The 15,756-nt window shown below is 43.6% G+C and carries 13 protein-coding genes; 12 read left to right on the forward strand and 1 reads right to left on the reverse strand.

All coding sequences use genetic code 11. The features are described 5' to 3' along the window. The first annotated feature begins 1 nt into the window (after position 1). The 3 genes from IGI96_RS10980 to dhaS all read left to right on the forward strand — a co-directional run bounded on the left by IGI96_RS10980 (position 2) and on the right by dhaS (position 3,998). A complete protein-coding gene (locus IGI96_RS10980; protein WP_086339181.1) occupies positions 2–649 on the forward strand; it encodes a hypothetical protein in 648 nt (215 codons plus the stop codon). Then, entirely contained in the window at positions 621–3,131 is a 2,511-nt protein-coding gene (locus tag IGI96_RS10985) for a glycoside hydrolase family 31 protein (protein WP_086339182.1), read from the forward strand. The genes IGI96_RS10980 and IGI96_RS10985 overlap by 29 nt, the downstream gene beginning before the upstream one ends. Positions 3,132–3,470: 339 nt before the next feature. Continuing rightward, on the forward strand, positions 3,471–3,998 hold the full coding sequence (gene dhaS, locus IGI96_RS10990) for a dihydroxyacetone kinase transcriptional activator DhaS (protein ID WP_060793018.1): 528 nt from the start codon (positions 3,471–3,473) through the stop codon (positions 3,996–3,998). A 46-nt stretch (positions 3,999–4,044) separates the two neighbouring features. Here the strand turns inward: dhaS and IGI96_RS10995 are convergent, their stop codons facing one another. Continuing rightward, positions 4,045–5,037 carry a dihydroxyacetone kinase subunit DhaK gene (locus tag IGI96_RS10995; RefSeq protein WP_086339183.1) on the reverse strand — a complete coding sequence of 331 codons (993 nt, stop codon included), beginning with the start codon at positions 5,035–5,037 and terminating at the stop codon, positions 4,045–4,047. A 353-nt stretch (positions 5,038–5,390) separates the two neighbouring features. Between IGI96_RS10995 and dhaK the strand changes: the two genes are divergently transcribed. From dhaK to IGI96_RS11040, 9 genes are all read left to right on the forward strand, one after another. Further along, the gene (dhaK, locus tag IGI96_RS11000; protein WP_086339184.1) at positions 5,391–6,371 is read left to right on the forward strand and encodes a dihydroxyacetone kinase subunit DhaK; all 981 of its coding nucleotides are present in this window, start codon (positions 5,391–5,393) and stop codon (positions 6,369–6,371) included. A gap of 13 nt (positions 6,372–6,384) precedes the next feature. Then, entirely contained in the window at positions 6,385–6,972 is a 588-nt protein-coding gene (gene dhaL, locus IGI96_RS11005; RefSeq protein ID WP_086339185.1) for a dihydroxyacetone kinase subunit DhaL, read from the forward strand. Then, a complete protein-coding gene (gene dhaM, locus IGI96_RS11010; protein WP_060793022.1) occupies positions 6,965–7,336 on the forward strand; it encodes a dihydroxyacetone kinase phosphoryl donor subunit DhaM in 372 nt (123 codons plus the stop codon). Before dhaL ends, dhaM begins: the two co-directional genes overlap by 8 nt. Before the next feature lie 20 nt (positions 7,337–7,356). Further along, a complete protein-coding gene (locus IGI96_RS11015) occupies positions 7,357–8,493 on the forward strand; it encodes a glycerol dehydrogenase (RefSeq protein ID WP_060793023.1) in 1,137 nt (378 codons plus the stop codon). Between the two features lie 298 nt (positions 8,494–8,791). Beyond that, positions 8,792–10,099, forward strand: a complete 1,308-nt coding sequence (locus IGI96_RS11020; protein ID WP_086339187.1) for an NAD(P)/FAD-dependent oxidoreductase — start codon at positions 8,792–8,794, stop codon at positions 10,097–10,099. Beyond that, positions 10,089–11,531 (forward strand): helix-turn-helix domain-containing protein, encoded by a 1,443-nt coding sequence (locus tag IGI96_RS11025; protein WP_086339188.1) that lies wholly within the window; start codon positions 10,089–10,091, stop codon positions 11,529–11,531. Before IGI96_RS11020 ends, IGI96_RS11025 begins: the two co-directional genes overlap by 11 nt. 131 nt (positions 11,532–11,662) lie before the next feature. Continuing rightward, complete coding sequence (gene glpK / locus IGI96_RS11030; RefSeq protein WP_005225176.1) at positions 11,663–13,183, forward strand: glycerol kinase GlpK; 1,521 nt, start codon at positions 11,663–11,665, stop codon at positions 13,181–13,183. Positions 13,184–13,186: 3 nt separating this feature from the next. Next, positions 13,187–15,016, forward strand: a complete 1,830-nt coding sequence (gene glpO, locus IGI96_RS11035) for a type 1 glycerol-3-phosphate oxidase (RefSeq protein WP_086339189.1) — start codon at positions 13,187–13,189, stop codon at positions 15,014–15,016. After that, positions 15,009–15,725, forward strand: a complete 717-nt coding sequence (locus IGI96_RS11040; protein WP_005225178.1) for an MIP/aquaporin family protein — start codon at positions 15,009–15,011, stop codon at positions 15,723–15,725. The genes glpO and IGI96_RS11040 overlap by 8 nt, the downstream gene beginning before the upstream one ends. Positions 15,726–15,756 lie beyond the last annotated feature (31 nt).

Below are 15,756 nucleotides of genomic sequence, written 5' to 3' on the forward strand. Positions count from 1 at the left end.
GATGAATCACACGACTATTTTAAGACGACCATTGCAGGAACTAACGCAATACGATGACGAATTTTGGGCGAATTATCTATTCATGACCGATCCCTTTGCCTGCAAATACCAAGGATCAGATCATGTGGAGCTGATTGAGCAAGCACGACAATGTGGCGAAACTGCTGCCAAAGAATTTTTAGAAATGTATGGTCACCCCTTTGATAGGGGGACCATCTGCAAACAAAACAAGCTATTGTTGCGAAATCAAGTGCCCTTAAATGCTAGTGGAATGATCTTAGGGCAGTTTCAGCCACCTAATCAATTATTCATCAATGAGGCAGCAATCACACAGATAGCAGCCTTTTTAGAAAACAGGGCAATCAAGAGCACCGACACAGAAATTGCGAACCTGGTTTTCGGACATGAATTTTTTCACTGGATCGAAGAGCAGCAACAAGCATCGATCTACACGAGAACGAAAAAAGTTCAGCTCAGAAAGTTTTTAGGGATACCGCAAATCGTTAATTTGCGTGTCTTGAGTGAAATCGCTGCGATGGTTTTTACGAAAGAAATAAATGATTCAAAATTCAATCCCTGTCTCTTGGACTGTGCATTGATTCAGGGAAAAGGGGACTATTATGAGAGTGAAAACATTTCTTTATCTTGAAAAACGACCCGATGATTACTTGATCCATACCGAAGAAGCAACGATTCAACTACTATTTCTCACGGAAGATATTGTCCGAATCCGCGCCTCTTTTGATCGGACATTTATCGAAAAATCGTATGCCTTAGTAATGACCGCTTGGGAGGATCGCTTGGATTCCTTATTGAAGGAGGAGCGTAAGCGAGTCGCAGCGGTTACTGTCCCGTGTGAAGAAACGGAAGATACCTTGATTTTTCCTGCCAAAAAATTAAAGGTGATCATCCACAAAGCACCCTTCCATTTCAGAATCTACAACCAGAAAGACGAATTGATTTACTCTGATTTGCCAGAACGGGCTTTTGAGATCGACCAGCTAGGCAGAGCGTACCATTATAATAAAATCGAACCAAAAACCAATCATTTTTATGGTTTTGGCGAAAAGACAGGGCACCATGATAAAAAAGGCAGACGAATGCGCATGTCCGCCAAAGACGCAATTGGTCACGATCCAGAGTTTGGTGATCCGTTATACAAGCATATCCCTTTCTATATTCGTCTGAGTGAAAGCAACCAAACAGCGATTGGTCTCTTTTATAACAATTCTTATGAGTCTGTATTTGATATGGGCAATGAGATCAGTGGTTATTGGGACCCTTATAGCTATTATCAAACAGATGGTAACGAGATCGATCTCTTTTTTATCAACGGTCCTTCAGTAAAAGAAGTTGTCAATCGCTATACCGATCTAACCGGCAAGCAAGCTATGCCGCCTAAACACAGCTTAGGTTTTACTGCATCTACTATGTATTATGCAGAACTTGACAAAAATTGTGACCAAGAAATCTATGGTGTGATTGAAAAGCATCGGGCCAATGGTATGATGATCGATAATTTTAAGCTAGCATCGGGCTATTCCTCTGGTGAAGAAGATAATCTGAGGTATGTGTTTCATTGGAATAAAACGCGTTTTCCTGATCCAATTGCGTTTTTTAACAAAATGAACCAGCTAGGAATCAATGTTATCGTGAATTTGAAACCGGGTATTTTAGAAAAGCATCCCTTTAGAGAGGAATTTGAAGCAAATGATGTGTTTGTGAAAGACCGCGACGGTGAACAAGATTACTATGGTCGCTGGTGGGGTGGTGAAGGTCGTTTTGTTGATTTCTTAAAAGCATCAGGGCGCAATACCTGGAAAAAAATGTTGAAAGCATCGATTTTAGAAAAAGGGACAGCTACCGTCTGGAACGATAATTGCGAATACGATGGGATCGAAGAAAAACAAGCGCTTTGTGGCGAAGGAGCAGAACGAGGACAAATTGCAGAATTAAAACCGATCCAAGCCAACATGATGGCCTATACGGCAAAACAAGCGATCAAAGAAGTTTTTCCCAATAAGCGACCGTACATCATCAATCGAGCAGGCTATGCCGGGATTCAGCGTTATGCGCAAACTTGGGCGGGAGACAATCTCACTGACTGGCGGACCCTCCGATACAATATCGATACAATCATCGGGATGGGTTTGTCTGGGGTAGCAAATACTGGCTGTGACATTGGTGGTTTTGCTGGTGGTGCACCAGATGCAGAATTATTACTGCGCTGGATTCAAAATGGTATTTTTCAACCGCGTTTTTGTATCAATTCTGCCAACGATGATAACACAGTTACGCAACCATGGATGTATGACAAAATGAATCCATTGATTCGGAAAGCCTTTCGCTTGCGCTATCAAATGCTGCCTTACCTCTATTCATTGATGTATCAAGCCCATCGAACGGGTGATCCGATCCTCAGACCGTTGTTCTACGAATTTCAAGAAGACCCTAACTGTTATGCAGATCCTTTTCATACCTTCATGGTTGGTTCGTCGCTTTTAGTTGCCAATGTTTTGGAAGCAGGTGCGACAACGCGAACCCTTTACTTGCCAAAAGGTAGTCAATGGTTCCAATTAAACGAGCAATTCACATGTTATGAGGGTGGTCAAGTGATCACGATTCCAGTCGGCTTAGAAGATATCCCGATGTTTCTTAGAGCAGATGGTATCTTTGTGACAAGTGCTGATGAGCATCAACGGGCGACTGATACGTTGAAACAGATCGAACTACTAATAGGTGAAGGAGAAAATCAACGATTCGATTTGTACGAAGATGATGGACAGAGCAATGATTTTGAACAGCAGCATTACAAGCTAACGACGATCAAGACAACTGGCAGAGAAAGAAAAACCATTCAGTTTCAAACAACAGGTACTTTCGACAGTACGATCGAGTATTATCGCTTGAAGGTGATAACTAAGGAAAAAGGTGCCTATTGGGTCACCTTAGATGGGCAAAAGCTGCCACAATATCTAAGTCGTCAAGATTTTGAAGCAGCAACAAATGGCTGGTATTACGATCTTCAAGAACGGGCAAACTGGATAAAATTCCCACGACCAAGCAGCCCATCTTTTGAAGTGATCGTTTCAACGGAAACGTTTGATCTGATCGGGATGAGTAATGAGTGAAAGCTGAAAAAAATTAGGTGAATGATTAAAAAGTGTTATGTTACCTTTATAGTAATTTTTTAGATATGATTTAACTGTTTGTTGGACCGAATTGTTTTAGATCCCTAGAAACCAGCTCTATCAACACAAATAACGATTGGTTTTTTATCAAGGGGAGGAAATGCAAAAAACGGCTGTCAATATTCATTATTTGTTATTGTAAACAGACAATAGCTTAGATAGAATACTCGTATAGCGAAGGCAGGAAGGTTCATCTTATTAACCGAACGAGTCGAAGATCTATCCATTAAGGAAGCATCAGCAAAATGGAAGATTCGTTTATTAGATAAGGGTGTTTAGATGGCAGAATCAATGATCGTAAAGAAAAAAATTTCCAAAGCATTTAAACAATTAGTAGTGGAGATTGGTTTCGAGAAAGTAACTATTTCAAAGATTATGCTAGCAGCCAATATACGTCGTCAAACGTATTACAATCATTTTCAAGACAAATATGATTTGACCGATTGGATTTTTCAGCAAGAAGCCATTGAAAAAATAGCAGATAATTTGGCTTATGAAGACTGGATGACGACGTTACAAGACTTGTTCGTTTACTTTGAAGAAAATAAGCGATTCTATTGTAATGTGTTATCTTTTCAAGGTCAAAATTCTTTTCAAGAGTATTATGTCGAACACTTAAAGGGCTTGATCAGTAAGATGTTGGATATAAAATGGGGCGACAACAGCAAAAAGAAAGAAAATCGTGAGTTTATCGAAGAATTCTATGCGACTGCGTTTATGGCAATGACGACAAAGTGGATGTCAGAAGGCTGTAAACCAAGTGGACGAGAATTTGCGAATAATATGAGCAGCTGTCTATTTGATTAAGCGAATAGACAGCTGCTCTTTTTTGTCGAAGCAAAAGGAACATGACTTAGTGCCAGCCAAAGGCATCGGTCGGAAGATGCAAGTACTCTTGCCACTTTTGGTTTTTCAAGGAAAAAAAGGAAAGTGAGAGACCATCCGTATCATAGGCGGTCAAGAAGTTGCCCATTTTTTTAAAGGAAGCACGAATCTCTTCAATCTCTAGTAATTGTTGGACATCGTTCATAAATATTGCCAGTTCCAAAAGAGGGATCGCCCCTAAGCCGTTGACCAGCAGCGCGATGTCTTTTAGCTCTTCTTTGGAAAATTGCTTGCTGAGTTTGTTGACTAACTCAATAGCGATTCGTTCAGAAGAATGGATCTTTTCAGTTCGGTAACCAGACTCTCCATGAATACCGATACCAAATGCTAGTTCGTCCGAAGCTAAGTGATATTGCTGACGAATGTGTGCGATAGGTGAGGGCGGAGTAAAAGCAACCCCTAGTGTTTTGATCCGTGGGACGATCTGTTCCCCTAATTCTTTCAATTGTTTTAATGACAGTAGCTCTTCTGAAGCAGCCCCCAATAGCTTGTGGACAAAAATCGTTCCAGCAACGCCTCTACGGCGTTTGATAAAGGTATCACTTTCAATCGAACAATCATCGGAAACAAGCAAATGATCCACTTTCATCCCAGCTTCGGCAGCCCATGTTTGCGCCTGTAAGAAATTTTGAGCATCTTTAGCAAAGTTTTTAATGATCAAGATGGTCCCATGTCCGTTGTATGATGCCTTGATACCACGGAAAATCTCTTCTGCTGAAGGAGGCTCAAAGATTGATCCCATAATAGCACCATCCAACATGTTTTTTCCAATATAGCCTATGTGGGAAGGTTCATGACCACTACCGCCACCACTTAATAAAATAACTTTATTAGTTGGCAATTCTCTTTTTAGGAAAATCCCTGTGCGGGGGATCCAGCGCAGGCGATCATGGTAGGTATAGGCAAATCCAGCAAAAATCTGTTTCTGTATCTGTGGTTTTGATCGAATAAAACGATTCATCGACGCCAGCTCCTTTTACTTAAATCGTAATTCGATTATACGCTTTTTTTCCATGGCAAACTACTATTAAGGTGCGTTTGGAAGCGGACACATTAGTGTTTCTGTCCGTTGTAAATAGAGCTTGGAAACGGTAAGGTTATAGATAAGGAGACCTATAAAAAAAGCAGGAAGACCAATTTGAATAATAGCAAGAAGCTTGTTTTTTTGAAGGTGCTAACAGTTTTTTTGGGGAGAAACTTTTTTTTAAAAAGAGAAATAAAAAATAACAAAAAATTATGAAGCGTCTTGCGAAATATCGAGAGGATAGGAAGAAGCTTTCATAAGATTCACAACGTATGGAAAGGAAGTAAGCAATGAAAAAAATTATGAATCAACCGACAGATGTTTTGGCAGAAATGATTCGAGGAATCGTTCAAGCAAATGAATCAACGATTGAACAAGTTCCCAATACATTTGTCGTAAAACAAAAAGAACTCGCCAAACAAGTTTCTTTAATCAGTGGTGGTGGAAGTGGGCATGAGCCAGCTCATGCGGGCTTTGTCGGTGAGGGAATGTTACAGGCAGCTGTTTGTGGGCAAGTGTTTACTTCACCTACGCCGGATCAAATTTACGAAGGAATCAAAAGTGTGAATACCGGCAATGGTGTCGTTTTGATCGTGAAAAATTATTCTGGCGATATCATGAACTTTGAGATGGCAAAGGAACTCGCTGAACTAGATGGTATTGAAGTTGGCACAGTGGTCGTTGATGATGATATCGCTGTGGAGGATAGCACCTTTACGCAAGGAAAACGTGGGGTCGCTGGCACGGTTTTTGTTCATAAAATTTTAGGAGCTGCTGCCAAACAGGGGTGTTCCATTGAAGAGCTAGTGTCACTTGGGAACCAAGTTGTCCGTCAATTAAAAACCATCAGCGTCGCACTGAGTGGTGCCACCGTACCAGAAGTGGGAAGTCCAGGCTTTACACTAACAGAAACAGACATCGAGTTTGGTGTGGGGATTCATGGTGAGCCTGGTTATGCTCGGGAAACGATGTGTTCTTCAAATGAGATCGCTCAAAAAATGATCGAGAAATTAAAAAAGGCTTTTTCTTGGGAAAATGGGGAGAAATTTGCTGTGATGGTCAATGGATTGGGCGGTACACCATTGATGGAGCAATATATTTTCTATCAAGATGTACGGAAACATTTGGATCGTGAGCTCGATGTGGTGTTTTCAAAGGTCGGCAATTTTATGACGGCAATCGATATGGCAGGTATCTCATTGACCCTATTAAAATTGGAACCGGAATGGGTGGCTTATTTAACGGAGCCGGTAGCACATACCGCTTGGTAAAAAGGGGAAAAGAATGTTTACAAAAGAAAATTCATTAAAAACACTTCGTCTTTTTCATCAAACGATTCAAGCAGAAAAAGATTATTTGAATGCACTAGATACAGCGATCGGTGATGGCGATCACGGAAGTAATCTAGCTCGAGGAATGACAGCAGTCATGGAGACGTTAGAAAAGGAACCTGTAGAGGAGGTGTCAGAGGTTTTTAAAAAGACAGCGATGACTCTGATCAGTAAAGTGGGTGGCGCATCCGGCCCCCTCTATGGCACGGCTTTCTTGGAGATGGCGAAAACGAGCGCCATGATGGAAAATCCCAAAGCGATTCTTGAAGCAGCGCTTAGTGGTATCAAACGTCGAGGACAATCTGAAGCTAAAGATAAAACGATGGTAGAAACTTGGGAACGAGCGATCGTAGCTCTGGAAGCAGAAACCTTGTCCTTTGAAGTCGTGAAAGAAGCTGCCGAAAAAACAGCGGATCTTGTTGCCAAAAAAGGTCGTGCTTCTTATTTGGGGGAACGATCTTTGGGACATATTGATCCCGGCGCGATGTCCAGTGCCTTTCTTTTTGGCGCAATGATTGAAGCAGGTGTTTTTGATGAATAAAATCGGCATTGTACTCGTCTCTCATGTTTATGAAATTGCTTTTGGCTTACAGCGTTTGATCAAAGAAGTTGCTCCAGATGTTCCCATTACTTTAGCAGCTGGCTTAGAGGACAATGGAATCGGGACAAATGCAGAAACGATCGTAACTGCGTTTGAAGAGAACCAGGGCCAGATACTGTTCGCTTTTTATGATTTAGGCAGTGCCAAAATGAATTTGGAACTTGCGGAGGAATTGACCGAAAAAACAGTTCACTTATTTGATACTGCGCTGATCGAAAGTGCCTATACTGCTGCTGCATTATTGCAAGTTGCTGCTTCTGAGCAAGAGATCATAGAACAATTGACTGCACTAAAAATAAAATAAAAGAAATGGAGTGTCGTGTAATGAGAAAAGCTTTTATCAGTCCAGCAAAATATGTGCAAGGAGAAGATGAATTGCTTCGCCTAGGATATTTTGTAAAAACCTTTGGGAAAAGCGCCTTATTGATTGCCAGTAAAGAAGATGTCGCAAGGGTCAAAGAAAAATTAGATCAGACGGCAAACACCTATGAAATTGTTTTGGTCGAAAGTGATTTTCACGGCGAAGCGACTCGGGGAGAAGTGGCTCGTTTAAAAGCGATCGCTGCTGCAAACGCCTGTGACTGTATTATTGGTTTAGGGGGCGGAAAAGCTATTGATACGGCAAAATGTGTGGCAGAGGGCCGCAACTTGATCATCGTTCCAACGATCGTTGCAACCGATGCACCAACCAGTCATTCTGCAGTTTTGTATACAGAAGAGGGCGCATTTGATGACTACGCGTATTTTGTCCAAAGTCCGAGCGTAGTTTTGATCGATACAGTCGTGATCGCGCAAGCACCGACACGTTTTCTTGTCTCTGGAATCGGAGATGCCTTATCAACTTATTTTGAGGCAAGAGCTACTCAACGTTCTTTTTCTAATGTCAATGCTGGATTGCCTTGTGGCGCACAAGAAGGCTGTCCACCGGCGAAAGGAACCAAAGCCGCTTATGCGTTAGCGAAGCTGTGCTATGAAACGATTTTAGAAGATGGTGCCAAAGCGAAGCAAGCTTGTGAGCGTAATGTGGTCACGCCAGCATTGGAAAATGTGATCGAAGCCAATATCCTCCTTTCTGGATTAGGCTTTGAAAGTGCCGGATTAGCAGCGATCCATGCCATTCATGATGGCTTGACTGTTCTTCATGCTGCCCATGACGCCACCCACGGAGAAAAAGTCGCTTTTAGCACGATCTGCCAACTCGTTTTAGAAAATGCACCTCAAAAAGAGTTGTTTGAAGTAATCAACTTTGCGCTATCGATTGGCTTACCTGTTTGCTTGAGAGACTTAGGGGTAGAAACGATCAGTGACGAGGAGTTAACAGAAGTAGCCGAAAAGGCTTGTATCCCTGAAGAATCGATTCATTCGATGCCGTTTCCAATTACGGTTGAACAAGTCAAAGCAGCGATCGTCGTAGCAGATAAGATTGGTAGTGCTTGTAAGCAAGATTCTCAGCCTCAATAACACAGATAAAACGATAGCAAAAATAAACCATTCAATCAGGAAGTAGGTTGCATGATCCTAGTGATGATGCAACCAAGTCTCGATTGGCTGGTTTTTTTGTGCATTTTTCTTTTTTTAGCGAATTTTTTAATGAGCGCTGTTTGGCTGATGACAGCGGAACCTCAAGGTACGGTCATTCAGATTTTTTTTTGATTTGAAAACATCTTACTATATCTGGTGCAAAAAAATAGTAAGGGAGATAGCTTTTTACTCGTCAAATGAGAGCGTTTCATTTAAGCTAAGGGAGAGAGGTGATCCAATGAAAATCATTATCATAGGCGGGTCCTTTGGGGGTGTCAGCTGCGCCCTTGAAGCACGCCGATTATACCCTGACGCAGAGATTTTATTGATAGAAAAAAAAGCCCATCTTGGGTTTGTTCCAAGCGGTTTGTTATTGCTGATCGAAGGCAGGATCGCATCGCTGGAAGAAGCATTCTTTTGTACGAAGGAGCAGCTGGAGGCAGAAACGATCGACGTTGCCTTAGAAGAAACGCTTCTGGAGATTTTTCCTTCGGATCATCGGATTCGAACGGATAAGCGAGAACTAAGTTATGATCGACTCGTCTTGGCAGCAGGCTCCAGTCAAGATTCCACTGTTTTGCCACAACCAGAAGAAGCACTACTGACCTACAAGGAATATGAGGCAGCCAAGCATTTCTTGCAGCAATTGCCCCAAGCAGAGTCGATTACCATCGTAGGTGCTGGTCAAGCGGGGATGGAAGCGGCGAATACCTTGACTGCGATCGGAAAAAAAGTCAGTGTGATCGAATCAATGTCATATCCTTTATTCAAGTACTTTGATCACGATTTTTTGCAGCCCTTTTTAACGGAGATCGAAAAAATCCCCAACTTGCAGCTGCATTGGTCCAAGCCAACTTTGGCAGTCGTTAAAACGGAAACAGGCTTTCGGATCGAAACCGCCGATCAAGGCTATGAAAGCGATCTGGTATTGACGACAGTCAACGTTCATCCTCGCTTGCCAGAGGCATTTGCGGTCTTTGAATTACACAGTGATCAAACCATCTGGACAGATGCCTACTTGGAAACTTCTGCCACGGATATTTTTGCGGTCGGCGATTTGATCCAAATTCCGAATGCTATTACGAAAGACACGGTCTATATGCCCTTAGTCAACAATGCTGTTCGCTCAGGAATCGCAGTAGCTCGTAATCTGGCAAGCAAAACCATCCCGTTTCGTGGCGGATTGCGGACAGTCGGTACGCAACTGTTTGGGTGGTACTTAGCAAGCACCGGCTTGACCGAGTCTGATCGGTTTTTCTTCGAATCTCCGATCGTCTGTCATGCGTTTACTGCCGCCAGTTCCTTGTTTGATCCAACGCAGGTTCATGGAAAAGTGATGATCGAACAAGCCAGCGGCCGAATCGTTGGTGCGCAGCTTTTATCAAAAGCCAATATTTTGGAAAAAATCAATTTATTAGCGTTTGCGATCGAGCAGCAGGCAACGATGGAGGAGTTGACCCAAAAAGACTTTTTCTTCCATCCACGGTTCACTAATGTAATCGACGAAACTTTTCTATGGTCGGGAAGTGATGCCGATGAGACTTGATCAGTTATTAGAAAAAAAAGAAGCAAAGCAATTGCAGCTGCTCAAAAAGCTTTTACTGGTGGGCGGAAAAATGGAGCTGCACGAGCTGGCGAGCTATCTTGGCATCAGTAAGCCTTCCTTGGAAAAATATGTGGAGGAGTTGCAAGATGAGCTGGCTCACTACCAAGAACAGTGTCAGTTGTATTATCGAAAAGGTGTCCTGGTCTTTGAAATGAGTCCCACTTTTTCCCTTAATCAAATCGAATGGGCGTTTTATCGTTCAGCATTGAAATTTCAAATCCTCGAGCATCTTTTGCAGCATCAAGAGGTGACCACTGTCCAGCTGGCACAAAAATTAGCGGTCAGCGAGTCATCCTTGTTTCGCAAAATCAAAGAGCTAAATGGCTTGCTAGCAGAATTCGAGTTAGAGATCTGGCAAGGAAAGCTGATTGGGGAAGAAACGCAAATTCGTTATTTCTATTTTGAACTCTTTTGGTATGTCCATTCTTTCGACAGTCAGCCGCTGCCGATCGATGAAAAATACGTCGGTCTGATCACACGAGGTCTGAACATGACCTTCACGAAAGAAGCCCAACAGCGCTTGTCCTTATGGCTGAGGATCATGAAGGCGCGACTGAAAATTACTACTCAATCCTTTCAAGTCTTACGGGAGAAAATGGTACCCTACACGAAAGATCCTTTGTTTCAGCAATTACGGGAGTTAGTATTTCGTGGGTTTGGCCATTATGCATTAGAAGTCAGAGAAGAGGAGGCGATGCTGCACTTTGTCTTTTTACTGTCGTTCTCGGTGTTATCCGAACACGATCTGCAAGTGTATATGCTGCAGCGTTCTCGGTTTACGCCAACTGCCTTGACGGATACCTTGATTTTGGAACATATTTTGCATCTCTACCGCCCATCGTTTGTTCCCCGTGAAATCGAAGCCACTTGTTATGGTCACCTGCTGCAGATCCACAGCCGCGTGTATTTTTTCAAAGGGGATGTGGAGGTTTTTGATCGAGAAAATATTTGGCAGTTAGAAGCGCAGCTATCCAGTCGTAACATCCAGCAAATCAGTCACGAACTATTGGATAAGGCTTTAGCAGAGCTTGATATCAAGCCATCTGATAAAAATAGTTTGTTGATGATGACGATGGTCAAATACTTGAGCGTGATCACGATCATCGATTATCAAATCAATCGGGAGTTTCGCGTCGGGATCGCTTTGAAAATGGATGAACTGTTTAAAGAAGCCCTCTACTACATGTGGCTGCTGTATCTCAAAAATTTGAATGGCGTAGTCGTAGAACGCTATCGCCCAGAACAAGAATATGACTTAATCTTGGCAAACTATGCTATCGAGACGAAAACACCGACTTATCGAATCAGTGAACTAGGTACCGCTTATGATCGGGAAACGATCAAAAAAATGATCCGCGAACGCTTTCAATAGTGGATTTCGTCAATTTCTTAGAAATTTGAAAAAAAATTGACGAACCACATTGCGAAAGTTCAGCTAAAATAAAAGCAAGTCAGAAAGCGCTAACAAGAAAAGCGTATAAAAAACTAAAGGGAGCGAATCAAATGGCAGAAAAAAATTATGTAATGGCGATCGACCAAGGAACCACTAGTTCAAGAGCAATTATTTTTGATCGTAACGGGAAAAAAATCGGTAGTTCACAAAAAGAGTTTCCGCAATACTTTCCAAAATCGGGTTGGGTAGAACACAACGCCAACGAAATTTGGAACTCTGTCCAATCAGTCATCGCAGGGGCATTTATTGAATCAGGTATCCGACCAGAAGCAATCGCCGGCATCGGGATCACCAACCAGCGTGAAACGACAGTGGTTTGGGACAAAACGACAGGCCAGCCGATCGCAAATGCAATCGTTTGGCAATCCCGCCAATCTTCACCGATCGCTGACCAATTAAAAGCAGATGGCCATACAGAGATGATCCATGAAAAAACTGGGTTAGTCATTGATGCGTATTTCTCAGCGACCAAGGTGCGCTGGCTATTAGACAATATCGAAGGGGCACAAGAAAAGGCGGATAATGGCGAGCTACTTTTCGGAACGATCGATTCATGGCTTGTGTGGAAACTGACAGATGGACAAGTCCATGTCACCGACTACTCCAATGCTAGTCGGACGATGCTTTACAATATCCATAAATTAGAATGGGATCAAGAAATCTTGGATCTTTTGAACATTCCAAGCTCGATGTTGCCAGAAGTCAAAAGCAACTCAGAAGTCTATGGTCACACCCGCAGCTACCATTTTTACGGCAGTGAAGTACCAATCGCTGGAATGGCTGGGGACCAACAAGCCGCCCTCTTTGGACAAATGGCCTTTGAAAAAGGCATGATCAAAAATACTTACGGCACTGGGGCATTTATCGTCATGAATACGGGTGAAGAACCACAATTGTCTGACAATGACCTACTGACGACCATCGGGTATGGCATCAACGGCAAAGTCTATTATGCCTTAGAAGGAAGTATCTTCGTTGCTGGATCAGCGATCCAATGGCTGCGGGACGGTCTACGAATGATCGAGTCTTCTCCGCAATCAGAAGAAATAGCTGCCAAAGCAAAAGGCGATAATGAAGTGTATGTGGTGCCTGCCTTTACTGGATTGGGTGCACCTTATTGGGATTCAGATGCAAGAGGAGCCGTCTTTGGCTTGACTCGTGGGACGACGAAGGAAGATTTTGTTCGGGCAACATTGCAAGCTGTTGCGTATCAATCAAAAGATGTCATCGACACGATGAAAAAAGATTCTGGCATCGATATCCCATTGCTGAAAGTCGATGGCGGTGCAGCCAAAAACGATCTATTGATGCAGTTCCAAGCGGACATTTTAGACATTGACGTGCAACGAGCTGCGAATCTGGAAACAACCGCATTAGGTGCAGCTTACTTGGCAGGGCTAGCGGTTGGCTTCTGGAAAGACTTGGATGAATTGAAATCAATGGCAGAAGAAGGGCAAATGTTTACACCAGAAATGCCAGCAGAAGAAAGAGACAATTTGTACGAAGGCTGGAAACAAGCGGTGGCAGCTACTCAGACCTTCAAATTCAAAGCGAAGAAAGAAGGCGAGTAAGCCATGACCTTTTCACATAAAGATCGGAAGCAAACCATTCAAGAAGCGGCAAAGACCACCTACGATGTATTGATCATCGGTGGTGGGATCACTGGCGCGGGGGTTGCTGTTCAAACCGCAGCCGCTGGGATGAAGACGGTACTTTTGGAAATGCAGGATTTTGCCGAAGGAACGTCTTCGCGGTCCACCAAACTCGTTCATGGTGGTATTCGCTATTTGAAAACCTTTGACGTGGAAGTGGTCGCTGACACCGTGCGGGAGCGGGCGATCGTGCAGCAAATTGCTCCGCATATCCCGAAACCAGATCCAATGCTTTTGCCAATCTATGATGAACCAGGGGCAACCTTCTCCTTGTTTTCTGTCAAAGTGGCGATGGATCTTTATGATCGCTTAGCGAATGTGACAGGCAGTAAATACGAAAATTATCTGCTGACGAAAGAAGAGGTCTTAGAACGCGAACCTCAGCTGCAGGCGGAAAACTTAGTCGGTGGCGGTGTCTATCTTGATTTTCGCAACAACGATGCCCGCTTGGTGATCGAAAACATCAAACGAGCACAAGCCGATGGGGCAGCAATGATCAGTAAAGCCAAAGTCGTCGGCATCTTACATGATGAGCAAGGCATCATCAATGGGGTAGAAGTGGAGGATCAACTGACAAACGAGCGCTTTGAGGTTCACGCCAAAGTCGTGATCAACACGACAGGCCCTTGGTCAGACATCGTTCGTCAATTAGACAAGAATGATGAGCTGCCGCCACAAATGCGTCCGACGAAAGGTGTCCATTTAGTGGTCGATCGGGAAAAACTAAAAGTGCCGCAACCAACCTATTTTGATACTGGGAAAAATGATGGTCGGATGGTTTTCGTGGTACCAAGAGAAAATAAGACCTATTTTGGCACAACCGATACGGATTATACAGGCGATTTCGCCCATCCAACGGTCACGCAAGAAGATGTTGATTATCTACTGACCATCGTGAATGAACGCTTCCCTCACGCTCAGATCACCCTTGATGATATCGAAGCGAGCTGGGCAGGATTGCGTCCGTTGATTGTGAATAATGGCGGGTCTGATTACAATGGCGGCGGTAAAGGCAAACTATCGGATGAAAGCTTTGAGCAGATCGTTGAAAGCGTCAAAGAGTATCTTGAAGATGAGCGGCAGCGACCAGTCGTAGAAAAAGCTGTAAAACAAGCACAAGAACGAGTAGAAGCCAGCAAAGTGGATCCATCGCAAGTTTCTCGCGGCAGCAGTTTGGAACGCTCAAAAGACGGACTATTGACGTTGGCAGGGGGGAAAATCACCGATTATCGCTTGATGGCGGAAGGAGCAGTTAAACGGATCGATGAATTGCTCCAAGAAAGCGGTGCATCCTTCGAGTTGGTGGATTCAACCACGTACCCAGTTTCTGGTGGTGAGCTTGATGCAGCCAATGTAGAGGAAGAATTAGCGAAGCTGGCTGACCAAGCGCAAGCCGCTGGATTCGATGAAGCAGCTGCGACGTATTTGGCTCATCTTTATGGGTCGAATCTTCCCCAAGTGTTGAACTACAAGACGAAGTTTGAGGGCTTAGATGAAAAAGAAAGTACGGCCTTGAACTATTCCTTGCATGAAGAAATGGTTCTGACGCCTGTCGATTATCTATTGCGTCGGACCAACCATATCCTATTTATGCGAGACACCTTAGATGAAGTCAAAGCCGGTGTCGTTGCAGCTATGACCGACTTCTTTGGCTGGAGCGAGGAAGAAAAAGCAGCCCGTGTAGCCGAATTGAACCAAGTGATCGCAGAATCAGATTTAACAGCCTTAAAAGGAGGAAAAAAAGATGAATGAAACAACCCAGATCTTTAGTGAATTTCTAGGAACGGCTATTTTGGTTTTGTTAGGGGATGGTGTGTGTGCGGCTGTCAATCTGAAAAAGAGTAAAGCAGAAGCCTCTGGCTGGATCGTGATCGCAATGGGCTGGGCGACAGCGGTAACGATTGCCGTTTACGTTTCAGGGTACATGGGACCTGCTCACTTGAATCCAGCCGTTACATTAGGCATGGCCATGACGGGGAATTTTTCTTGGAGCTTGGCTGTACCGTTTATGCTGGCACAAATTGCTGGTGCGATCGTAGGGGCGATCCTCGTTTGGCTCAACTACTTGCCATTATGGGATGAAACAAAAGACCAAGGCGCGATTTTAGGTACCTTTGCAACAGGGCCTGCGGTTCGTAATTTAGTATCGAATACCATCACTGAAGTGATTGGTACCTTTGTCTTAGTCTTTGGCTTATTGGCTTTTGGTGCCAATACCTTTACGGATGGATTAAATCCCATCGTCGTTGGGATCTTGATCTTAGCGATCGGGCTGTCGCTTGGTGGACCAACAGGCTATGCCATCAACCCGGCACGGGACTTAGGACCACGGATCGCTCACCAAATCTTGCCAATCAAAAACAAAGGGACTTCCGATTGGGGTTATGCGTTAGTACCAATCATCGGTCCAATGATCGGGGCAGCGATCGCAGCTGGTTTGTTTATGATGTTGCCATTATAAACGATGTTATTTTAAGGATGATGCCTATTGG

The organism is Enterococcus sp. DIV0421, assembly GCF_051713745.1.
In the GTDB taxonomy this organism is placed as follows: domain Bacteria; phylum Bacillota; class Bacilli; order Lactobacillales; family Enterococcaceae; genus Enterococcus_D; species Enterococcus_D casseliflavus.